Source organism: Cupriavidus sp. BIC8F (genome assembly GCF_032465815.1).
GTDB classification, from domain to species: domain Bacteria; phylum Pseudomonadota; class Gammaproteobacteria; order Burkholderiales; family Burkholderiaceae; genus Cupriavidus; species Cupriavidus necator.
The window spans coordinates 1,324,376-1,345,571 of sequence record NZ_CP136095.1; the positions used below are offsets into that span (position 1 = coordinate 1,324,376).

Genomic DNA, 21,196 nt, shown 5'->3' on the forward strand with positions numbered 1-21,196 from the left:
GGAAGGCTGAGCCAATTGTAACAAGCCGCAGCTCACTCAGGCTGGCAGCACGGCCGCGCGCAGCGTGACGCAGCGCAGGCCGGCTTGTTCGATGGCGGCGAGCAGGCCCGGCAGCACCGTGGTGCAGTGCGCATTGCCGGTGGCATCGGTGCCGGGATTGCCATCGTGCAGCAGCAGGATGTCGCGCCCGGCGAGCTTGCCGGTGAGGCGCTGCACCACGCGCGCCGCGTGGTCGCCGCAACGGGTATCGAAGCCGCGCCGGGTCCAGGCGGCCAGATGAAGCCCGAGCCGGCACAGCACCGGCTCAAGGAAGGGATTGCGCAGCCCCGCGGGCGCGCGGAAGAAGCGCGGCGCCTGGCCGGTGAGGTCGGTCAGCACCTGCTGCGCGGCACCGATGTCGCGCAGCATGCGCCCCGGACCGAAGACCGAGAAGTGCAGCCGGTGGTACATGCTGTGGTTTTCCACGGCGTGGCCGCGGCGGACGATTTCGCGCACCAGTTCCGGATGCGCCGCGGCGCGCGCGCCGACGCAGAAGAAGGTTGCGCGTGCGCCGTGCTGGTCCAGCATGTCGAGCACGCGCGGCGTCAGAGCCGGGTTGGGGCCGTCGTCGAATGTCAGTGCCACGCAGTCACTGGCAGAGGGCGGCAGGCGCAGCAGGTTGGGGCCAAGCCAGTGGCTGCGCGGCCACAGGCCGGCGGCGCACATTGCCGCATGGGCGGCGCCAACGCCGGCCAGCGCCATGCCCATGGCCTCAGGGTGCGCCAGGATCGCGCCGGCGGCACCCAGGTGCACGGCGGCGGTGCCGTAAAGCAGCGGGGTGGGGCGCCAGCGGCGGCTGTCGGAGGTGCCGCGCAAGGCAACGCGCGGTGCGGGATACGAATTCATGTTGCACTCCCGGCTGTGTCCGGCGCCGCGGGGCGCGCCAGGATCGCCGAAAACCACAGGGCCAGCACGGCACCGGGACCTACCGTCAGGCCGAAGGCCTTGAGCAGCGGCAGGCTCGACAGCGCCAGCAGGCCGAAGGCGGCCACCGTGGTCAGGTTGGCCAGCAGCAGCGACACCAGGGTATGCGGTGAAGCGCCCGCCACCTGGCTGCCCGCCGCGGGGCCGTTGAAGAATAGCGCGTAATTGGAACCCACGGCCATCAGCAGCAGCAGCCCCACCAGGTGCAGCAGCGTCAGCGGCTGGCCGAGCGCTGCCAGCCCGCCCAGCACCACCAGCGCCGCCGCGGCCAGTGGCAGCACCGTGGCCACGACGCGCCGTGCCGAGCGCAGCGCCACGGCCAGCAGCACGATGATCGCCAGCAGGCCGGCCAGCGACAGCAGCAAGGCCTCACGCAGGTAGCCGGTGTAGAGGCGGTCGGATTCGCCCTTGAGGTCGACGAACAGCGTGTCAGCGACGCCGGCCCGCGCGACCGCGGCCCGCACCGCGCTGGTGTCGACGCCGTCGGCCGCGCCGGTGCTTTGCGGGGTGCGGGCCGGTGCGCGCAGCGGCAGCGTGGCGCTCCAGCGCCCGTCGCGCTGCGCCAGCAACGCATCGACAGCCAGCGCCATCGATGTGCCGCGCAGGTCCTCGCGCCGCAGCAGCGCACCGGTGCGCGCCGCCTCGGCCTGCGCCAGGAACGGCGCGAACAGGGACGCGCGCACCGGCTGCGTGGCGATGGCGGCGCGCAGCCGCTGCGCCAGCACGTCGGGCGGCGGCAGGCTGGCCTGGCGCTCGCGTTGGGTCGCCGCGCTGGGCAGGTAGCGCGCAGGGCTCTCGTAGCCGCCGATGAAATTCTGCGCCACCAGCGGGTCCAGTTCACGTGCCACGCGCTCCGCGCCCTGCAGCACTGATTCCTGGTCCGGCCCGGACAGCACCACCAGGTAGCGCACGTCGGGCGCGCCAAGGTCCTCGCGCAAGCGGGTGTCGAGGGCCTGGTCGCTGGCCGACACCGGGCTCAGCGCCTGCAGCTCGCGGCCCCACAGCGTGCCGCGGTGCATGGCCAGCACCGTGCCGGCTGCCACCACCAGCACTAGCACCAGCCAGCGCAGCCGGTGCGCGCGCGCCGCCAGCCACTGCAGCCGGCGGCCCAGCGGCGCCACGTCGCGCAGGTGCAGCGTGGCCGGCACCAGCTGCGGCAGCACGAAGCGCGTCACCAGCGCCGCGGTCGTCAGCCCGGCAATCGAATACAGCCCCAGCTGCGCCAGCCCCGGAAAGCCCGACAGCATCAGCGCGGCAAAGCCGCAGACCGAGGTCAGCACGCCCAGGCGCACCGTCGGCCAGAAGCCGCCCAGCCAGGCGCGCTCGTCGCGCCGGCCGTCGCGCATGTACTGCGCGGACTGCACGAACAGGTAGATCGAATAGTCGACCGCCTCGCCGATCAGCGTGGTGCCGAAGCCCAGCGTCAGTCCGTGCACCGAGCCGCCGAAGCCCAGGCTGACCGCGGCAATGCCTGCCAGCGCGCCGCTCAGTACCGGCACCAGCCCCAGCACCAGCAGCGGCACCGAACGGTAGACCAGCAGCAGCAGCGTGACGATGATGGCCACGCCGATGGTCGACAGGCGCTCCACGTCATGGCGGATGGTGTCGCGTGCATTGACGGAAAACACGCCCGGCCCGGTCATCGCCAGCTGGTACTGGCCAGCCGTTGCTGCCTTGGCAAACGCCTCGCGCACGGCCCCGATGGCTTGTGCCTGCGCATCCGTGTCAGACCCCGCGGCGGCCGTCTGCGCCAGCAGCACCGCGCGCTTGCCGTCGCGCGACGCCCAGGCGCCGGCGTGCATGGGCACGCGCTGCCCGGCATCCAGCTGTGCCAGCATCGCGGTCACTTCGCCGGTGGGATCGCGCGGCAGCAGCGACTTGGTGAAGAGCCCGGCGGACGAGGCCAGCAGCTCGAACGATTCATTCAGCGCCTGCGCCAGGCCGCGTTCACTGAAGCGCTCCGGCGTGACCGCGGGGCTGAGCAGGTAGCGGTGCGCAAACACGTATTGGCGGTCTGCGGCCTGGTTGACCGGCTCGCCGTTCTGAATCGCCGTGAAGCGCGGGTCGCCGCGCAGCTGTGCCGCCATGGCACGCGATACCGCGGCGCGGCCATCGGCATCGCCGCCCTCGATCCCGACCAGGACCAGGCGCGATACCAGCCCGTCGCGCAGCTGGTTCACCAGCAATTGCTGCTCGGCGCTGGGCAGCCGCGGCAGGAAGGCCGAGAGGTCGGCCGTGAAGGTGGTGCGGCTGATCACAGCCGCGCAGGCGAGCATGGCGAAGATCCACAGTGCCAGCGCGAACCGGCGCGTCGCTGGGCGCATCGTTGCGGGCGGCGCTGCGCTCATGGGTGGCCGGCAGGTCGGATCTTCATCACCGAGCGGTCGCCGTCGGCCTGCCGGATCTCGACGCGGTCGAGCGCATCCTGGCTGCCGTCGATGCGCACCTGGCTGACCACCGCGGCCATGCGCGAGTCCGCCGGTGTCAGCGTCAGTGTCCAGCGGCTGGCGCGGCCTTCCAGGCCGAGCTTGTAGTAGCGCTCCAGCGTCTGGCGGTTGCCTGCCAGCGTGCCGCGGATGCTTTCGATAAAGGCGGCCAGCTCGGGGTAGTTCTGCAGCGGCATGGTGTAGCGCTTGCCGTCACGCTCGACCGTCAGCATGTCGCCGTCGAGCACCATGTTCTCGGCCTTGGGCGCCAGTGTGCGCTTCTCCAGATGGTCGGGTGCCGTGAACAGCAGCTCGCCGGAAGACTGCACCGGCTTGTCGAGTATCGCCAGGTACTTGGTCTCGGTGAACAGCACGCGCCCAGACTTGCGTTGCGCCAGGGTGGACATCAGCTGGTCGACGCCAAACGTGGCAGCACCGGACGGTGTGGCCAGCGCAAGCATGGCGCCGGCCAGCAGCATCGACAGCAGGAAGCGGAAAGGGCGTCTGGAAAGGGGCATCAGGGGCTGCTCAGGGCTCGCGGGTCATGGCTCGTTGCCCGGCGGCGGCTGTTCAGACAGCGGCGGGCCGGCGTGCCAGAAATCGTAGAAGTTGAACCAGTTGTACGGGGCGCTGCGGCAGAACTGCTCCAGCAGGCGCACGTATTCCGCCAGCGCGGTCTGCACGGCTGCCTCGCGCTGGCCGCGCGCGGTGTCGGTGAAGTCCGCCAGCGGCACGAAGTGCACATCGTAGCGGTTGCCGCCGCGGTACAGGCCGGTGATGAAGAACACCGGCCGGCGCAGCATCGCCGCCATGCGCAGCGGGCCGGTCGGGAGGCCCGTGGGCGTGCCGAGGAAGCTGCACTGCTGCACCGGGTCGGTGGCGCGCTGCGACAGCGTGCGGTCGGCCAGCATGCCGATCATGTAGCCGCGGTCCAGGTAGTCGCGCACCCGCAGCATGGTGTCGAAGCGGCCCAGCGCGATCACGTCCTGGCGCATCGCCGGGTTGATCGATTGCAGTACGTCGTTGAGCTTGTGCGCGTTCTCCTCGTACATGGTGATCGCGACTTCCATCTCCGGGTGCCGCCGCCCGAGCGCGCGCACCACCTCGAAGCTGCCCAGGTGCGCACCCAGCAGGATTGCGCCACGGCCGCGAGCCATCGCGGCTTCCAGCTGCGCCTCTCCGTGCAGGCGGATATCGAACAGGTCGAAGCGTCCGTTGAGCAGGTAGATGCGGTCATGGATGGTCGAGGCGAAGGTGAACACATGCCGGTAGCCATCGACCCAGTTGGCCTCGCGCCCGAGGGCGCGGTCCATGTAGGCGCGCGAGGCATGGCGTGCCGCCGGCGCGAACAGCATGAAGTACGCCGCAATCCCCCGCAGCACCACGCGCCCGACGGGGCGGCCGAGTGCCAGCGAGATCCACGTCATGACGCGCAGCAGCGTGATGCTGCCGCGCTCCTGGCGGCGCGACCATTCGGATTCCAGCGGCGGCTGCCGCTTCCACAGCCAGCTCAGCATGCCGATGCCCCCGCTTGCGGCGCGGCGCCGCGCACCTGCAGCGTGCCGCTGGCGACATCGCGTCCGGCGCTGCGCAGCGTGAAGCGGATACTCTCGCCGCCGTCGGCCGCTGCGTCGGCGTGGTGGAGGATCTCCACGCGCTCGCCCGGGGTCACCGGGCTCAGGAACTTGATGGCGCCGGCCTGGGTGACGGCGAGGCGGCGGCCCAGCGCCGCGCCGAGTGCCAGCACCGCGTGGTCCAGCAGCACCACCCCCGGCACGATCGGATGGCCGGGAAAGTGGCCGGCGATAGCCGGGTGATCGGCGTCGATGACAAAGCCGGGCCTTGCCACGCTCTCGCCGTGGTGTGCCCCGGCAAGCCTTGCGACCAGCGCCGCCAGGGCTTCGCGCGGCAGCTTGCCGGCGGCATTGCGCGGCAGGCTGTCGGCAAAGAGCAGCGGGCGTGGCAGGAAGGCCGGGTCGATGCGCGCGCGCAGCGCCTGCTGGAGCTGCGCCGGGGTGACGCCTGGGGCCACCGCCACCGCCACCAGCCGCACCACGTGGCCATGCGTGTCGCCTTCGTGCGCATCATCGGGCATGAAGAACGCGCCGTCCCGCACGCCGTCAATGGACGTGAGCTGGTGGTTCAGGTAAGCCAGCGAGGTGCGCTTGCCGGCGATATTGAGCATGTCAGCCTTGCGGCCATGGAGCAGGAAGTGGCCGGCATCCAGTGGTGCGATGGCGTCGCCCAGCGGCACCGGCTGTTCGATATGGCCGCCTTCGGCCCAGGTCTCGGTGTCGCCGCCGTCGCCCTGGCGTGCCTGCAGCCGCACGCCCGGCACCAGTGTCCAGGCATCGGCCTGCGCGGTGCGGCGCGTGGCGATCTGGCCGGTCTCGGTGCTGCCGTAGATCTCGCACAGGGGAGCGCCGAACAGGGTTTCGGCCTCGCCCGCCAGCTGGCGGCCAAGCGGGGCGGTCGCGCACAGCACCAGGTCTGCCGGCGGCATCGCCATGCCCGACTGCACCAGCGTGCGCAGGTGCACGGGTGAACTGACCAGCGCGCGCGGCGCCGGCACCGAGGCGAGGGCATCGCGCACGTCGGCCGGATAGAAGGCCGGGGCCGCCACCAGTGCCGCGCGGCCCTGCAGTACCAGCATGACCGTGGCTTCCAGCCCGAACATATGCTGCGGCGGCACCGTGCCCACCACGGTCCAGGCACGCCCGTCCATCAGGCCGAGCCGTTGCGCCGCGGCATGCGCGCACCGGGCCATCGCGCCCCAGGTCTTGCGGTGCGGCACCGGCGTGCCGGTCGAGCCTGACGTGAACACGTACGCCATGACCTGGGTCGCGGGAATCTGCGGGATCTCGACCGGCCCGTCCGTGGCGGCGCCGCGCAGGCCGTCGTGATAGTGGAACGCCGGCATGGCGCACGCCGCATCAGGCTGGTCATGCAGGCAGAAGGCGTCCGGGGCAAAGTCGGCCAGCTGACGCACCATCTCCGGCGTATGGGACGGCGGCAGCAGGGTGGCCTTGCCCGCCAGCAGCGCGGCGCACAGGCCGACGGCGAAGCGGTAGCGGTCGGTGCAGGCGTTGAATACGTGCCCGCCTGCCGGCAGCGCCGTGGCCAGGCTGGACGCATCGGCCAGGAACTGGCGCACGCTGACGGGCCGCCCGTGCGCCCAGGCGATGATGTCTTCGGGCGAGGCATGCGCGACGATGGGGAGCGTGGTCATGGGGCGGAGCCTGTGCCTGTTGCCAGTGTAGGGGCCGGAGGAGTGCGGCGCGTCAGCGCGGCAAACCGGGCCGGCCCGCACGGGCAGCCATGACTGCGCGATAGCCATGCACCGCATCCAGCAGGCCGCCGTGGGCCATGCCCGGGAAGGCGATGCGGCGGCACACGGCTTCGCCCACGAACATCAGCGCGATCAGCAGCGGCGTGGCCAGGTTGGCGAAGCTGGACCAGGTCGCCACCGGCGCCAGCACGAACAGCAGCGTCGATATACCCACCATCGCGGCAAAGAACAGCGTCCAGGCCTGGGTCACGCGCAGCGTGTAGCGCAGGTGCGCGGGGGGCAGCTGGCCATGGATTGCCGTTGCGATCTGCGTGCACAGTGGCGTGTGGCCGGGGCGCAGGCTCAGCGCGAACATCACGCCCAGTGCGGCGTTGATGCCGGCGTGCTGCAGGAAATAGGTCCAGCCGAAATGGGTGGCCAGCGGCAAGCGCCAGATCCACAGGGCGGCGCAGGCTGCCAGCAAGCCAGCCAGCGCAGGGAGGCGCCACCCGGCGCGGCGGCAGGCAAGGAAGCCGATCAGCAGGAACGGCGCCGCCCCGAGCCACAAGGCGGCGACTTCGGCACCCGGCTGATGTGCTGCACGGTGCAGGGCGGATTCGTAGACGACAAAGGCGGCCACTGCGGCAATCCAGCTATGGCGCCGGCCTGCCGGCACGGCATCCTGCCGCACAGGCACGGCTGGCGCGGCGGGCGTGGAGGGGCGGTCGAATTGCTGGCTCAATGGCATCTGCGAGGGTATATTGTGTGTAGCGTAAGGCGCTTGCCGCGCGGCGTTGCCGGAAATGGCGCCGCATGGTGCACGAAGCGAACGCTTTATACCCCAAAAGACCGGCCCGACGTGATGATGATTCCCAAAAGGGCCGCCTTTGTTGTTACTAAACTTCTCTCAACTGGCTGGGGTTTGCCCCTTTTGATAGCATCGGTTGCCCTGCCGTGCGGACTGGACAACCTTGCCCGGACCCATGCCGCAGCGGCATCCCAGCCACCTAGCGACATGACCGAACTCGAAACCGAACTTGCCCGCCTGATCATCGACGAACTCGACATTGCCGAGTTGCGGCTGGAGGACATCCATGCCGCCACGCCGCTCTATGGCGAAGGCTTCGGGCTGGATTCCATCGACATCCTTGAGATCGCACTGCTGGTGTCGCGCAAGTACGGGGTCGAACTGCGTTCGGACAACCCCGACAACAAGACCATCTTTGCCTCGCTGGGCAGCCTGGCCACCTACCTGGCGGAACACCGCACGCGCTAGCCCGGCTCGCCGCACCCACCTTTTCGCCCTTTCCCAAAACCAGGACCGGAGCACGACATGCCGCAGCAAGCCATGCCCGGGCCCGCACTGGTGACCGGCGGCAGCGCCTGCCCCATGGGTGGCACCGACCCGTCCGCCACGCACCTGGTGCTGATCCCCAGCTATAACCCCGGCGTGCGCTTGCATGAAGTGCTGCGCGCGGCGCGCGCCGCCTGGACGCCGGTCTGGGTGGTCGTGGACGGCAGCACCGATGGCAGCGACCAGTGGCTGCTGGCGCAGGCAGCCACCGATCCAGGGCTGCGCGTACTGGTGCTGCCGCGCAACCAGGGCAAGGGCACCGCAGTGCTGCACGGCATAGACGCGGCCGCCGCCGCTGGCTTTACGCATGTGCTGGTGATGGATTCGGACGGGCAGCATCCTGCACACCTGATTCCGCAGTTCATGGCGATATCGCAGCGCAACCCCGGCGCCATGGTGCTGGGCCGGCCCGTGTTCGACGCCAGCGCACCGCGCGAGCGGGTCTACTGGCGGCGCATGTCCAACTTCTGGGCGGATGTCGAGACGCTCTGGGCAGGCATCGGGGATTCTTTGTACGGCTTTCGCGTCTACCCGATCGCGCCGCTGCGCGCCGTCATGCGCGAGAGCCGCTGGATGCGGCGCTTCGACTTTGATCCAGAAGTGGCGGTGCGCCTGTGCTGGCGCGGCGTGCGCCCGATCAACGCCGATGCGCCGGTGCGCTACTTCCGCCAGCGCGAGGGTGGGGTGTCGCACTTCCGCTATCTGCGCGACAACCTGTTGCTGACCGGCATGCACCTGCGGCTGCTGGCCGGTTTCGTGCTGCGGCTGCCTGTATTGGTATGGCAGCGGCTGCGGCGGGCGACCGGCGGCGCGTCGTGCCGGCCGAAAGCCTGAACGGCAACCCCGCGAAACAAGCAGAAAGGCCGCTTCGTGAAGCGGCCTTTCTGCTTGTTGGGCCCAGGGGCCAGGGTTTGCTTACTTGCCCAGTTCGTGACCAATCACGCCGCCCACCACGGCGCCGCCGATGGTCCCGGCGGTGCTGCCGTGAGTCAGCTCGTGTCCGGCCACGCCGCCGGCCACCGCGCCCGTCGCCGTACAGCCGGCCAGCGCCATGCTGGCACTTACCAGGAGCGCGCTTGCGAGTTTCCACATGATGGTCTCCTGCATCGTTGCTGGGCCAGTTGCAGGCAACCGGCCCCATGTGTCCAGCTTAGCCCCGTGCCGGGCAGGCGCTTCTCCGAGACACGCCGATTGCGCTGTAGGAATCGGACGACGGCAGGTGGCGCAGGGGTGGCGTCAGGCGTCCCTGGCGTGCTGGCGCAGGCGCTTGACCAGCGAGGAGGTGTCGGCGCGGCCGCAGCCCATCTGCTGCAGGTCGGCATAGAACTGGTCGACCAGTGCCGTAACCGGCAGGCCGGCGCCGTTGCGGCGCGCCTCGTCCAGGCACAGGCCCAGGTCCTTGCGCATCCAGTCCACCGCGAAGCCGAAGTCGAACTTGTTGTCGATCATGGTGGGGCCGCGGTTCTCGAGCTGCCATGAGCCGGCCGCGCCCTTGCTGATGACGTCCAGCACCAGGCGCATGTCCAGCCCGGCGCGCTCGCCAAAGGCGATGGCCTCGGACAGTCCCTGGATCAGCCCGGCGATGCTGATCTGGTTGACCATCTTGGCCAGTTGCCCGGCACCGGATTCGCCGATACGTGTGACGGCGCGTGCGTAGGCGGCAATGACCGGTTCGGCGCGCGCATAGGCGTCGGCATCGCCGCCGCACATGATGGTCAGGATGCCTTTCTCCGCGCCGACTTCGCCGCCGGAGACCGGGCCGTCGACAAAGTGCAGGCCATGCTCGCGCGCGGCGGCGTAGAGTTCGCGCGCCACGTTGGCGCTGGCGGTGGTGTGATCCACGAAGATGCAGCCGCTGGGCGCGCTGAAGAAGGCGCCGTCATGCCCGGCCAGCACCGCGCGCAGGTCGTCGTCATTGCCCACGCAGGAGCAGACCACCTGCGCATCGCGCACGGCCTGTGCGGGCGTGGGCGCCGCCTTGCCGCCGAACTTCTCGACCCAGGCCTGTGCCTTGGCGGCGGTGCGGTTGTACACGGTGACCTCGTGCCCCTTGGTGGCGAGGTGGCCGGCCATGTGGAAACCCATGACGCCCAGTCCGAGAAATGCGACACGCATGCTGCTGCTCCGTTGCTTGTATGTTTGGGATCGGTGAGGCGCGGTCCCGTTTGCGTGATGCCACGCCAGGGTCCTGCGCCGGCGGGACGGCTGGGCCGCCTCCGGCTCCAGAGTATACGGGGGCGCCGGGGCGGGGGACAGATACAGAGGCTGGCACGATGTTGCGCTACAGGATGCCGATTCGGGCACATATACCGGCGCGGCCTGTTTTCGTATTGGGGGAATCCGAGCCGCCGCGCACATCACTACAAGGTCAGAACCCGCCTACGCCAGCTTCCGCCCTTGTCCTATCCCTTGCGCATCGCATGCTGCCTACATTGAAGCCAGGTTGCACCACCGCAAGGAGCCGACTCATGTCATTCGCGCTATACATTATCGGCCTGCTGGTCCTGGTTGCCGGCATTGCCTGGGGCATGGAAACGGCTGGCCTCGCGCCCGTCTATATCGGTATTGCCTGCCTGATCGTGCTTGGCATCGGCATCATGGCGGCGGTCTCGCGTACCCGTACCAAGGATCCCTCCTGAGGGTTGCGGCCCCGGCGCCGTGCCGGGCCCGCCCTTGTTTTCCGTGACGCCGCGCAGCGGCGGGCGCACCAGGTTGGCTTGCCAGGCCTGCTGGATCACCTGGGCGATCTGGTTGAAGGCTTCCTTGGAAATCACGGCTTCCTCGCGCATGGTTTCCAGTGACAGCCGGCCCTTGCGCAACGCGAACAGCATCAGCAGCCGCCGTTCCAGCGCCACGGTGTAGTCGCCGAACTTGGCGCGCATCTCGGCCAGGCCTTCTTCGGCCGCCTTGGTGCGGTCTTCCAGCACGCCGTCGAGCACCGTTGCCATGCGCGCGCCGAACACCGGCGTGAGCATCGAGCGGTTATAGCGGCGCAGGCGGTCCAGCACGGTCTGGCGGCAGATCAGCAGCTCGAAGCGGTCGGCCAGTGCGCGCGCCAGGGGGCGGTCGAGCGACAGACGGCGGTGCAGGAAAAGTGCCACGCGAAAGCCCAGGTGATAGTCCAGGATATGCCGTGCGGCGCGGTTGTAGCCGATGCGGCCCTGTTCGCGCGCCGCGTCGATCATTTGCGAGGTGTTGCGCATCATCGCGTCCAGGTTGGCCACCGAGATCACGCCGTCGCCGTACTCGGGGATCAGCTCGCGCTCACGCGTGGCCAGCGTGACCAAGCCGATGGTCAGGCGGTCGCGTTCGGACAGGGCGGTGTCAAAGTCGAACTCTGCCGAGCCCAGTTCAATGCCGTGCCGGTATTTCTGCGCGGCATCGCGCGCGGCGGCCGGAGGCAGGTCGAACGAGTCGGCCACGCGCGTCAGCATGGCTTCGACCTCCTCGGTGGACAGGCGGATCGCCTGCTGCTGCAGCGCGCGTTCCTGTGGCGACAGCTGGTCCAGGCCCAACCGGTGGATCAGGCTGCGCAGCGTGGTGCCGTTGAGTAGCAGGCTCACCAGCACGAAGCCGGTGGCCAGGATGGCGACGAAATGGCGCGTTTCGTAGGGCAGGTGGTCGTTCTCGGCAATGCCCAGCGCCAGCACCAGCGTGACGGCGCCGCGCAGGCCGCCCCAGGCGATGGCCAGCTTGAAGGCGCCGTTGATCGGCGCGCTCAGGCGCAGCCAGGACAGCAGCGGCAGCAGCCCGAACAGCGTCACCAGGCGCGCGGCCAGTGCGGAGGCCACCAGTGCCAGCAGCAGCCAGCCGTGATGCGTGGTCACGCCCGCCAGCATGGAGGGCACGCGCACCGCGGCCAGCAGGAACACCACCGCCCCGGCGATGCTGGCGAACTGCTCCCAGATCATGCGCAGGTGGCGCCAGTTCGGCGGGTTCAGCCGCGTTGGCCCGAGCGCGCTGACCATCAGGCCGGCGCACACCACCGCCACCACGCCGGAGACTCCCAGCAGTTGTTCAGCCAGCAGGTAGAGCGGGTAGGGCAGCGCCAGCGTCAGCGCGCTCTCGGCCATGGCCAGGCCGGCCAGGCGGGGCAGCAGGTCCGACACCAGCCGCCCGGCCAGCGCGCCGCAGACCACGCCGCCAACGAAGGACCAGGCCAGTTCGCGCAGGCCCGCGGCCAGCGTTGCCTGCGCGCCGTGGCCGGTCAGCATCGCCACCAGCACGCCGACGATGGCGATGGCAGCGGCATCGTTGAGCAGGCTTTCGCCCTCCACCAGCCGGATCAGCCTGGCCGGCGCGCCCACGTCGCGGAAGATCGCGATCACCGCGGCCGGGTCGGTGGTGGCCACCACCGCGCCCAGCAGCAGGCACACCGCCAGCGGCATCCCGCTGGCCGCCGCCGTGGCGACGCCGATCATGCCGGTGGCTACCACTACGGCGACCACCGCCAGCAGCAGGATCGGGGCCGCGTCCGGCAGCATGCTGCGCACGTCGGCGGTCAGTGCCGCGTGGAACAGCAGCGGTGGCAGGAAGATCCACAGGTAGGCCTCGGGCGGCAGCGCGGGGTCGATCAGCGGGTGCAGGAAATGCCGGGCGAAGTCAGGGTGGGCCGCATCGATGGCGACGTAGCCCGCGCCGATGGCGATGCCGATGGCCGACAGCAGGGTGGACTCGGGCAACACCAGCCGCGCGGCGGCCACCTGTACCAGGGCGACGATGGCCAGCAGCGCGCCGGCTAGGAGTCCGTCGGACTTGAGCCCGGGCGAATCCGAATGATCGGTGCGACGAGATTTTTGGACGGCAATCGCGCTGATCGAACGCTCTTGATGGTTGACGAGGCACTGTGATGGCACATTGGAGCGCCTTAGGGGCTCGGCTTTGGGTAGTCGAGGCGCACTTTGCTATCCAACCGCTCGCAGAACGTGCATGCGCTTGATGTTCCAGGCCATGGTCACAAGACTCCATTCGCCTTGCGCCTTGTCCAGCCCGCGCATGCTCATCTGGCGCCAACCCATTACCCGTTTGATGATGCCGAACACCGGCTCCACCGTCTGCTTGCGCAAGCTGTAGAGGGCGCGCCCGGCTTGTGTGCCCAGTCGGTGCGCCATCTGCACAACCGGGTCCGTGGTCTGGGGCTGCGGCACATCGGGGGCAAAGCGCTCCAGCACAGGGGCATGATGCGGCTCCCGCCTTAGCGCCAGCAGCGGCTCGATCCCTGCATCGTGGCACGCGATCACGTTGGCCTGACTGAAGAAGCCGTTGTCCGTGATCAGCGTGCGCACCTCGCCCAGCACCGCAGGCAACGCCGCGATCTGCTCCAGCGTGGGCACGACTTCGCGCTTGTCGTTGCACGCCTGGCTCACGTGCTGGGTGACCACCATCATCGTCTCTGTGTCTACCCCGGCTTGCGCGTTGTAGCTTTGTTCGAAGCCACCCCCCGAGACGGGCATGATGCGTGACTCTTCATCCGTGAGGTTCACCTGATCGCCATCCTTGGGCCCCGCCTCTGGTGGCTCGGGATCCTTGCCGCGCGGCTTCTTGCCAGCGTCCCGCTGAGACTTGCGCTTAGCCGTCTTGGCCTCGTACTCCTGCTGTTCGAGTTGATGACGCTCGGCGGCGCGCTGCTCGATCTTTGCCTTGGCCAGCGCCATCGCGCTCAAGCGGTCTTCGCGTCGAGCGATCTCCGCCGGCACGTCCATGCCATCCGGGATGGCTGCGCGGTCGCTGTTCTCGGCCAGCGCAAGCAGGGCCTGCACTTCCTGTCGTAACTGCGCCTCGATCTTTTGGGCATGACCCCACGACAGGGCGCGGTGCTTGCTCGCGTTCGCGTCGATCTTGGTGCCGTCCAGCGCAATGTGCCCGAGCTTGAGCAGTTTCATCTCGCGCGCCAGCACCAGCACCTGCACAAACAGCGCCTCCACCTCCTTCAGGAATCGACGCCGGAACGTCGCCAGCGTGTCGTGATCCGGGTGGGTGTTGGCTGCCACATAGCGGAAGGCCACCGAGTCGTAGGTCGCGCGTTCGAGCTTGCGGCTCGAGTGCACGCCATTGGCATAGCCGTAGATCAGCAAGCCCAGCAACACGGCGGGATGGTGCGCCGCCGAACCCCGGCCCGCGTATTGGCGTGTCAGTTCGCTCAGATCGAGCTGCTCGATGACTTCGACTACGAAGCGCGCCAAGTGATCATCGGGCAGCCATTCGTCCACTGAGGGCGGCAACAGGTACGCGGTATCTCGGTCTACGGGAACGAAGCGGCTCATCGGGTAGGTCTTTGGTTGTGCGCCAGCGATTATCTCGGACAACGTCATCTTGCGGAAGACTGCAAAGCCCGACAAACTCCTAGGATCAGGATATCGACGGTGATGCTCATGCGCCGGCCTCCGTGTCCGCGTTGTCATGGACGGGCGGACTCGCCAGCTGAGCGCGCACCGCCGCCGCCAGTTCGGCAGCCGCCGGCGACAGGCTGCGGTTGCGCGAGGTTACCAGCCCGATCGAGCGCTCGGTCACCGGCGCGGTCAGCAGGCGCTCGACAATACCGGGCTGGCGCACCGTGCCGGCCGCGATCTCTGGCAGCGCGGCCACGCCGAAGCCGCATTCGACCATGGCCGCGATGGTGGCCAGGCGCTCGGCCTCGAACACCGGCTGGAAGCGGATGCGGTTCTGCAGGAAGGCCCATTCCGCGTACTGGCGCACGCTGCTCGGGTGCGTCATCGACACGTGCGGCGCGCTGGCGGTATCGGCCCAGCGCAGAGGCCCGGGGCTGCGCGCCAGCGGGTGCGCCGACGGAATCAGCAGCACGAAGCGGTCCGACAGCAGGGGCTCATATTGCAGGTCCGCCTGTTGCGGGTCGGCGGCGGTCAGCGCGAAATCCACGTCGCCGGCGCGCACCAGATCGAACGCCGGGCCGGAGAGAGTATCGAACACCTTCAGTGCCACCTCCGGGCGCGCCTGGTGGTAGGCCATCAGCACGCGCGGCAGCATGCGCGCCGCCAGCGAGGGCAGCGCCGCCACCGCGACCTGGCCGCGCTCGGCGCTGGCAATGCCGGTCACGGCGTCGATGGCGCCGCGGAACGCCGCCTGCAGCAGCGCGGCCTGCTGCATGAAGACCTGGCCGGCCGCGGTCAGGCGCACGGTGCGGGTGGTGCGGTCGAACAGGCGCACGCCGAGGGACTCCTCAATGCGCAGGATCTGCGTGGACAGGGCGGATTGCGACAAGTGCAGCTGGCTGGCGGCCTGGCGGAAGTTGAGCGTGCGGCCGAGCACCAGGGTGGTTTCGATGTCGCGCATCGACAGGTTGATTTTCATCTGTGGCAGCGGGCCGGCAGCGTCGTCCGGCCGAATCATGCGATTGATCTGATTTGTGGATCATTTTATCCATAGAATCGACTTCTTCAATCAAAGCAAGTTCTCTACACTGCCGGGATTCGATGCCCCGCTATCAGGACTGACGCGATGGCGAGTGCGCGCCACGTCGCATCCCCCCTGGGAGAACCTATGTCGAACCCGACCGCTCCGGTCATCCTGAGCCGCCCCGGCGCCGCGCACGCGGTGGTGGTGGGCGGCGGCACCATGGGCGCCGATGTTGCCGTGGTGCTGACCCGCGCGCTGTGCCGCACCACCGTGGTCGAGCCTGATGCCGGCCGCGCCGGCGCCCTGCCCGGGCGCGTGCGCGGCAACCTGGCCGCGATCGGCCGTGAACAAGGCGCGGAGCGCCTGGCGGTGGCCGCGGCGCTGGATGATGTGGACTGGTCCACCGTGGACCTGGTGATCGAGTGCATCCCGGAACGGCTGGACCTGAAGCAGGCGCTCTTTGCCGAGTTGGTGCGGCGCGCGCGGCCCGATACGGTGCTGGCCAGCAACAGCTCCAGCTTCCCGATCAGCGCCATCGGCGCGGAGCTCGACTCGCGTGAGCGCATGCTGGGCCTGCACTTCTTCATGCCGGCGCACCTGGTGCCGCTGGTGGAGGTGGTGATGGGCGATGACAGCGACGAGGCCTGTGCCGATGCGCTGATCGCCTTCATGCGCCGCTGCGCGATGGTGCCGGTCAAGGTGCGCAAGGATCTGCCGGGCTTTCTTGCCAACCGGCTGCAGCATGCGCTGTCGCGCGAGGCTTTCAGCCTGATCGACCGCGGCATTGCCTCGCCCGAGGATGTCGATGCGGCGGTGCGCTTCGGCTTCGGCTTTCGCTTCCTGGCGGCCGGGCCGGTGCTGCAGCGCGACCACGCGGGCATCGACGTGCACGCGGCCGCCGGCACCACCATATACCCGACCTTCTGCAACGACGACCATCCGGCGCGCTGCCTGTCCGAGCGCGCCGCCGACGGCCGCCACGGCATGAAGCGCGGCGAAGGCTTCTACCACTGGACCCCTGAAACCATTGCCGCCGAACGCGCACGCTATGACAGCCTGCTGCGCGCCGGCCTGGCGCTGATCGCGCCTGAACTGCCCGAGATCGAGCCATGACCCAGACCCCTTCCCAAGCCCCTGTCGCCGCAGCCCGCGTGCCGCTGGCCGATGCGCCGCTGATCGTCACCGTGGCGCCCAACGGCGCCTACAAGCGCGCCAGCGACCATCCGGCGGTGCCGCTGACCGCCGCGGCACTGGCCGCTGAAGCGCGCGCCTGCCTGGATGCCGGCGCGGCCATGATGCACATGCATGTGCGCGATGCCGAAGGCCGCCACTCCCTAGACGTGCAGGCCTACCGCGACGCGCTGGCCGCGGTGAAGCAGGCCGTCGGCGAAGCGTTGCTGGTGCAGGTGACGAGCGAGGCCGCGGGCGTCTACCAGGCCGCGGAGCAGATGGCGATGGTGCGTGAGCTGCAGCCCGAAGCCGTCTCGGTGGGCCTGCGCGAAGTGGCCGTGCCGGAGATCCCGGACAGCGAACTGGCGGCGTTCTTCGCCTGGCTGGCGCGTGAGCGCGTGATGACGCAGGTGATCCTGTATGACGTGGCCGATGTGCGGCGTTGGCAATCGATGCGTGAGCGCGGCATGGTGCCGCCGGGCGCATGGTCGGTGCTGTACGTGCTGGGGCGCTATGCCGCCGGGCAGGTGTCGTCGCCGCACGACCTGCTGCCGTTCCTGCAGGCTGCGGGCGAGTCCGGCGACGCGTTGCCGTGGGCGATCTGCGCCTTCGGCCGCGAAGAGAATGCCTGCGTGACCGCGGCCGCGGCATTTGGCGGCCATGTGCGGGTGGGATTCGAGAACAACCTGCTGCTGCGCGACGGCAGCCGCGCACCCGGCAACCATGCGCTGGTGGCGCAGGCGGTGCAGGGCGGCCTGACGCTGGGCCGGCCGATTGCCGACGCCGCCGATGCGCGCCGCATCTACGGCGAGGTGCGCTGAGGCGCTGCCTCGCCGGGTGCCGTCAGGCGCCGTCGCTGAAGCTGTCGCGCGGGCCGTTGGGGTTATGCGCGCCGTCGGTGAAGGTGCTGCGCGGACCGGTTGCGGCGTTCGCGCCGTCCGTGAACGCGCTGCGGGTTTCCATGAGGCTGCGGGAGCCGTCGGTGAACGGGCTGCGGGGGCCGGTGGCGCTGTGCGCCCCGTCGCTGAACGGATCGACGTTGCGCGGTGCAGCCTGCGCAGTGCCGACCACGGCAGCGATAAGGGCGGTGGCCACAAAGACTTGCCTGAGTGCTTGCATGATTCGCTTCTCCGTAAGGTTGCCGGCCCGGGGTGGGCGGCGGTGAAGCAAGTCTAGGTAGCGCGTGCCCACACGACCATGACCGGCACATGACATTGCTGTCACTCGGCAGCGGACGTGCGCGGCAAGCGCACGGCAATTGGCCGCGCGCCCACGAGGGGAAACCCAGCAGCGCGGGCAAAGGCTGTAGAATCACGGCTATCCGACCGGCCTGCGGTTCCATCGCCGGTTTTTCATTGCCCGCGGAAATGCAGCGGGCCTCTCACGAGAGTCATGTCCGAGTCTGATTCAGCCAAACTCGCTGCGGTGGCGTGGATCCGCGAGCAAATGGACCGTCATGCCCTGACGCTCGACGATCTCGTCGCCGCCGGGTGCTTTGATCACGTTGCCATCGACGCCGGGCATGAGCCGGCGCCTGCCGCCGCGCCAGCCGTGGCCCAGCTTATCCCGCAGGCCGCCCCCAAGGCTGCCGCTGCACGCCCGCTATACCGCAATGCGCTTGGCCAGAGCTGGGACGGGCAGGGCGAGTATCCAGACTGGCTGCAACGGGCCGTGAACGCCGGGCAGTCGATCGAATTCTTCCGCGTCGGATAAAAAGCGCAGGCGCGACAATTCGCCGCGCCTTGCCGGTGCCGACGGAATTCCGCAAAACAGAAAAGAAGCGATGCGGGCGCTGTGCCCGCTATGACGCGCTCAGCAGCGTGCGGGCAGCAGGCGTTCCAGCGGCAGGCTGTCGGTGAATGCACCCGGCGTGGCCATTGGCGCCGCATGCGCCCAATGCACCAGCACCTCCGCAGGCAGTTCGCGCAGCACGCCGGACGCGGCCGATGGCTGCGTCTCCAGCGGCGTGGCGCCCTGGTCGCTCGCCTGCGGCGCATCGGCATCGTGCAGCTGCAGCGGATGGCCACTGCCGGAAGGCTCGGCCATCACCTGGACCGCGCTGCCGCGGCAGGTGCCCGGGCCGGTGCCGTCCAGCGCCGCTTCCGCCTCCATTTTGGCGGCCGCGTGCCGCTCCGGCAGCGACAGCCCGGCTGCCTGTACCGCGCTGCACACCGTGGCCACTGCCGCCGCGGCACCGGAGACGGGCAGCGCAAGCATGGCGAGGGACAGCAGCAGGCAATTCGGCGGGTGTTTCATCGGCAGGGGGGGGCGGGCAGAATGGGGGCAACGGTGGCGCAAACCGGCATGACGCCGGTAGTGATCGCGCATTTTACCGGTGTTTCCACCTGCATTACCCTGGCATGGCGATGACATTTCTGAAATCTTTGCCCATTGGCGGTCATCCTCGGCTAGCGTTACGCCATGGCGGCGCTGGTGCCGCCCGGAAAGTGACCGAACCATGCGTATCCTGATTGTCGAGGACGAACCCAAGGCGGGCGACTACCTGCACAAGGGCCTGACCGAATCCGGCTTCGTGGTGGACCTGGCGCGCGACGGCGCGGACGGCCTGGCCCATGCGCGCGAGCATCCCTATGACCTGATCGTGCTGGACGTGATGCTGCCCGGCCTGGATGGCTGGCAGGTGCTGCGCGAGCTGCGCCGCGAGCGCGATACCCCGGTGCTGTTCCTGACCGCGCGCGACGAGCTGTCGGACCGCCTCAAGGGGCTGGAGCTCGGCGCCGACGACTACATGGTCAAGCCCTTTGCCTTTGCCGAGCTGGTGCTGCGCATCCGCACCATCCTGCGGCGCGGCCCGCTGCGCGAGAGCGAGTTCATCGAAGTGGCCGACCTGCAGATCGACGCCATCCGCCGCCGCGTGGTGCGCGCCGGCCAGAAGATCGACCTGACCTCCAAGGAGTTCGCGCTGCTGTACCTGCTGGCGCGCCGGCGCGGCGAGGTGCTGTCGCGTTCGCTGATCGCCTCGCAGGTGTGGGACGTCAATTTCGACAGCAATACCAATGTGGTCGATGTCTCGATCCGGCGCCTGCGCGCCAAGGTCGACGATCCCTTCCCGCACAAGCTGATCCACACGCGGCGCGGCATGGGCTACGTGCTGGACGACAGCGAGGACCGGGGCCAGGACGCATGATGCGGCTGACGTCTTCGCTCACCACGCGGCTGGCGCTGGCGTACGGGCTGGCCACGGCCGTGATCCTTGCCAGCGTGGCGGCCTACCTGTCCGGGGCGCTGTCGGTGCAGCTGGAGGGGCGCGATGAAAGCGAGCTGGTCGGCGAGGTGCTGCTGGTGCGCCACCTGCTGCGCGAGGTGCGCAGCGAGGCCGAGATCCGCGCCGATACCCACCGCTTTGCCGATATTGCGATGGGCCATGAGGGGCTGATCCTGGTGGTGCGCTCACGCCAGGGCGAGCCGCTGGTCACGCTCAACCCGCGCAATGAATCCGTGCCGACGCTGCGCGTGCTGCCGGCCACCACGCAGCCAGAGAAGAGCATGTTGCAGACCTGGTACCCCAAGAATGGCGTGCCCTCGCGCGGCATTGCGGCGTTGGGCCAGCTCGGCGATTCCGACAAGGCCGTGGAGATCGTGGTGCTGCGCGATGCCGGCTACCGCGTGGCGCTGATCCGCGAATACCGCCACCAGGTGCTGTGGGCCACGCTGTGCGGCGCTGCCGTGGCGGCGGGGCTGGGCTTCGTGCTGGCGCGGCGCGGGCTGCGGCCGCTGCGGCGCATGGCTGCCGATGCCGCCGCGGTCACCACCAGCCGCCTTGCCACGCGGCTTGACGTGGGCAGCGCACCGGCCGAGCTGCGCGAGCTGGCGGCGGCCCTCAATGACATGCTGGCGCGGCTGCAGGACAGCTTCTCGCGGCTGTCCGAATTCTCGGCGGACCTGGCGCATGATTTCCGCACGCCGATCAGCAACCTGATCGGCCAGACCCAGGTCACGCTGGCGCAGAGCCGCGGCGTGTCCGAGTATGAGGTGCTGCTCGAATCCAACCTGGAAGAGTACGAGCGCCTGGCGCGCATGATCGAGAACATGTTGTTCCTGGCGCGCGCCGACCATGCGCAGGTGGCGCTGGGCATCCGCACGCTGGACGCGCGCGAAGAACTGGACAAGATGGCCGAGTACTTCGAGGCCGTGGCCGCCGACCGCGATGTGGCGCTGGCGGTGACCGGCACGGCGATGGTGCAGGCCGACCAGACGCTGCTGCGCCGCGCGGTCACCAACCTGCTCGACAATGCGCTGCGCCATGCGCCGGCCGGCAGCACCGTGCAGCTCGACGTTGAGCGCGCCCCGGCGCCGGGAGGCGGCACGACCTGCATCCGCGTGACCAATGCCGGGCCGGAGATCCCGCCCGAGACGCTGCCGCATATCTTCGGGCGCTTCTACCGGGCTGATCCGTCGCGCCGCAACTCGGCGACGTCGACCGGGCTCGGGCTGGCCATCGTCGACACCATCATGCGGCTGCATGGCGGCAGCGTGACGGTGCGCAGCCTTGAAGGCGAAACGATGTTTTCGCTGCAATTTCCCGCCGAAGCATTGGCCACTGCCGCGCCGCCTGCCCCGGTCCCCGCCGCGGTTTCCTGAATCCGGCCGGGCGCTTGCACCTGGCCGGCACGCGCGCATAATGGCGCGCGGGCGAACAGC

20 protein-coding genes are annotated in these 21,196 nt (G+C 69.4%); 7 read left to right on the forward strand and 13 right to left on the reverse strand.

Annotation, left to right across the window (positions count from 1 at the left end; genetic code table 11):
- Nucleotides 1–36: 36 nt before the first annotated feature.
- The 6 genes from RS901_RS26250 to RS901_RS26275 are packed head-to-tail and all read right to left on the reverse strand — an operon-like array spanning nucleotide 37 to nucleotide 7,405.
- On the reverse strand, nucleotides 37–885 hold the full coding sequence (locus RS901_RS26250; RefSeq protein WP_316157056.1) for a polysaccharide deacetylase family protein: 849 nt from the start codon (nucleotides 883–885) through the stop codon (nucleotides 37–39).
- Complete coding sequence (locus tag RS901_RS26255; protein WP_316157295.1) at nucleotides 882–3,287, reverse strand: MMPL family transporter; 2,406 nt, start codon at nucleotides 3,285–3,287, stop codon at nucleotides 882–884. The genes RS901_RS26250 and RS901_RS26255 overlap by 4 nt, the downstream gene beginning before the upstream one ends.
- Before the next feature lie 20 nt (nucleotides 3,288–3,307).
- Complete coding sequence (locus RS901_RS26260) at nucleotides 3,308–3,907, reverse strand: LolA-related protein (RefSeq protein ID WP_316157057.1); 600 nt, start codon at nucleotides 3,905–3,907, stop codon at nucleotides 3,308–3,310.
- Between the two features lie 24 nt (nucleotides 3,908–3,931).
- Nucleotides 3,932–4,906 carry an acyl-CoA synthetase gene (locus tag RS901_RS26265; protein WP_316157058.1) on the reverse strand — a complete coding sequence of 325 codons (975 nt, stop codon included), beginning with the start codon at nucleotides 4,904–4,906 and terminating at the stop codon, nucleotides 3,932–3,934.
- Entirely contained in the window at nucleotides 4,900–6,618 is a 1,719-nt protein-coding gene (locus RS901_RS26270) for an AMP-binding protein (protein ID WP_316157059.1), read from the reverse strand. The genes RS901_RS26265 and RS901_RS26270 overlap by 7 nt, the downstream gene beginning before the upstream one ends.
- A 52-nt stretch (nucleotides 6,619–6,670) precedes the next feature.
- On the reverse strand, nucleotides 6,671–7,405 hold the full coding sequence (locus RS901_RS26275; RefSeq protein ID WP_316157060.1) for an acyl carrier protein: 735 nt from the start codon (nucleotides 7,403–7,405) through the stop codon (nucleotides 6,671–6,673).
- A gap of 267 nt (nucleotides 7,406–7,672) precedes the next feature.
- Here RS901_RS26275 and RS901_RS26280 point away from each other — a divergent pair, with 267 nt between their 5' ends.
- Nucleotides 7,673–7,933: a phosphopantetheine-binding protein gene (locus RS901_RS26280; protein WP_114132645.1), complete on the forward strand. Its 261-nt coding sequence runs from the start codon at nucleotides 7,673–7,675 to the stop codon at nucleotides 7,931–7,933.
- Nucleotides 7,934–7,990: 57 nt separating this feature from the next.
- Nucleotides 7,991–8,845, forward strand: a complete 855-nt coding sequence (locus RS901_RS26285; RefSeq protein WP_316157061.1) for a glycosyltransferase family 2 protein — start codon at nucleotides 7,991–7,993, stop codon at nucleotides 8,843–8,845.
- Between the two features lie 81 nt (nucleotides 8,846–8,926).
- Here the strand turns inward: RS901_RS26285 and RS901_RS26290 are convergent, their stop codons facing one another.
- The 5 genes from RS901_RS26290 to RS901_RS26310 form a co-directional block, all read right to left on the reverse strand.
- Nucleotides 8,927–9,103, reverse strand: a complete 177-nt coding sequence (locus RS901_RS26290) for a glycine zipper 2TM domain-containing protein (protein ID WP_013953295.1) — start codon at nucleotides 9,101–9,103, stop codon at nucleotides 8,927–8,929.
- 144 nt (nucleotides 9,104–9,247) lie between these two features.
- Entirely contained in the window at nucleotides 9,248–10,126 is an 879-nt protein-coding gene (locus RS901_RS26295) for an NAD(P)-dependent oxidoreductase (RefSeq protein WP_316157062.1), read from the reverse strand.
- 365 nt (nucleotides 10,127–10,491) lie between these two features.
- Entirely contained in the window at nucleotides 10,492–12,741 is a 2,250-nt protein-coding gene (locus RS901_RS26300; protein ID WP_316157296.1) for a sodium:proton antiporter, read from the reverse strand.
- A gap of 174 nt (nucleotides 12,742–12,915) precedes the next feature.
- Complete coding sequence (locus RS901_RS26305) at nucleotides 12,916–14,274, reverse strand: IS1182 family transposase (RefSeq protein ID WP_316153348.1); 1,359 nt, start codon at nucleotides 14,272–14,274, stop codon at nucleotides 12,916–12,918.
- 106 nt (nucleotides 14,275–14,380) lie between these two features.
- Complete coding sequence (locus RS901_RS26310) at nucleotides 14,381–15,319, reverse strand: LysR family transcriptional regulator (RefSeq protein ID WP_316157297.1); 939 nt, start codon at nucleotides 15,317–15,319, stop codon at nucleotides 14,381–14,383.
- A 189-nt stretch (nucleotides 15,320–15,508) separates the two neighbouring features.
- Between RS901_RS26310 and RS901_RS26315 the strand changes: the two genes are divergently transcribed.
- Entirely contained in the window at nucleotides 15,509–16,477 is a 969-nt protein-coding gene (locus RS901_RS26315; protein ID WP_316157063.1) for a 3-hydroxyacyl-CoA dehydrogenase family protein, read from the forward strand.
- Entirely contained in the window at nucleotides 16,474–17,355 is an 882-nt protein-coding gene (locus RS901_RS26320) for a 3-keto-5-aminohexanoate cleavage protein (protein WP_316157064.1), read from the forward strand. Before RS901_RS26315 ends, RS901_RS26320 begins: the two co-directional genes overlap by 4 nt.
- A gap of 22 nt (nucleotides 17,356–17,377) precedes the next feature.
- On the opposite strand, the gene RS901_RS26325 is transcribed toward RS901_RS26320, so the two are convergent.
- Nucleotides 17,378–17,653 carry a hydroxyquinol 1,2-dioxygenase gene (locus RS901_RS26325; protein WP_114132652.1) on the reverse strand — a complete coding sequence of 92 codons (276 nt, stop codon included), beginning with the start codon at nucleotides 17,651–17,653 and terminating at the stop codon, nucleotides 17,378–17,380.
- Between the two features lie 273 nt (nucleotides 17,654–17,926).
- Here RS901_RS26325 and RS901_RS26330 point away from each other — a divergent pair, with 273 nt between their 5' ends.
- A complete protein-coding gene (locus tag RS901_RS26330) occupies nucleotides 17,927–18,247 on the forward strand; it encodes an H-NS family nucleoid-associated regulatory protein (RefSeq protein ID WP_316157066.1) in 321 nt (106 codons plus the stop codon).
- A gap of 99 nt (nucleotides 18,248–18,346) precedes the next feature.
- Here RS901_RS26330 and RS901_RS26335 read toward each other — a convergent pair whose 3' ends face one another.
- Nucleotides 18,347–18,751 carry a hypothetical protein gene (locus tag RS901_RS26335; protein ID WP_316157067.1) on the reverse strand — a complete coding sequence of 135 codons (405 nt, stop codon included), beginning with the start codon at nucleotides 18,749–18,751 and terminating at the stop codon, nucleotides 18,347–18,349.
- A gap of 241 nt (nucleotides 18,752–18,992) precedes the next feature.
- On the opposite strand from RS901_RS26335, the gene RS901_RS26340 reads away from it, so the two are divergent.
- On the forward strand, nucleotides 18,993–19,682 hold the full coding sequence (locus RS901_RS26340) for a heavy metal response regulator transcription factor (protein ID WP_013953285.1): 690 nt from the start codon (nucleotides 18,993–18,995) through the stop codon (nucleotides 19,680–19,682).
- Nucleotides 19,679–21,136, forward strand: coding sequence for a heavy metal sensor histidine kinase (locus tag RS901_RS26345; RefSeq protein WP_316157069.1), 1,458 nt, complete (start codon nucleotides 19,679–19,681; stop codon nucleotides 21,134–21,136). Before RS901_RS26340 ends, RS901_RS26345 begins: the two co-directional genes overlap by 4 nt.
- Nucleotides 21,137–21,196: the final 60 nt, after the last annotated feature.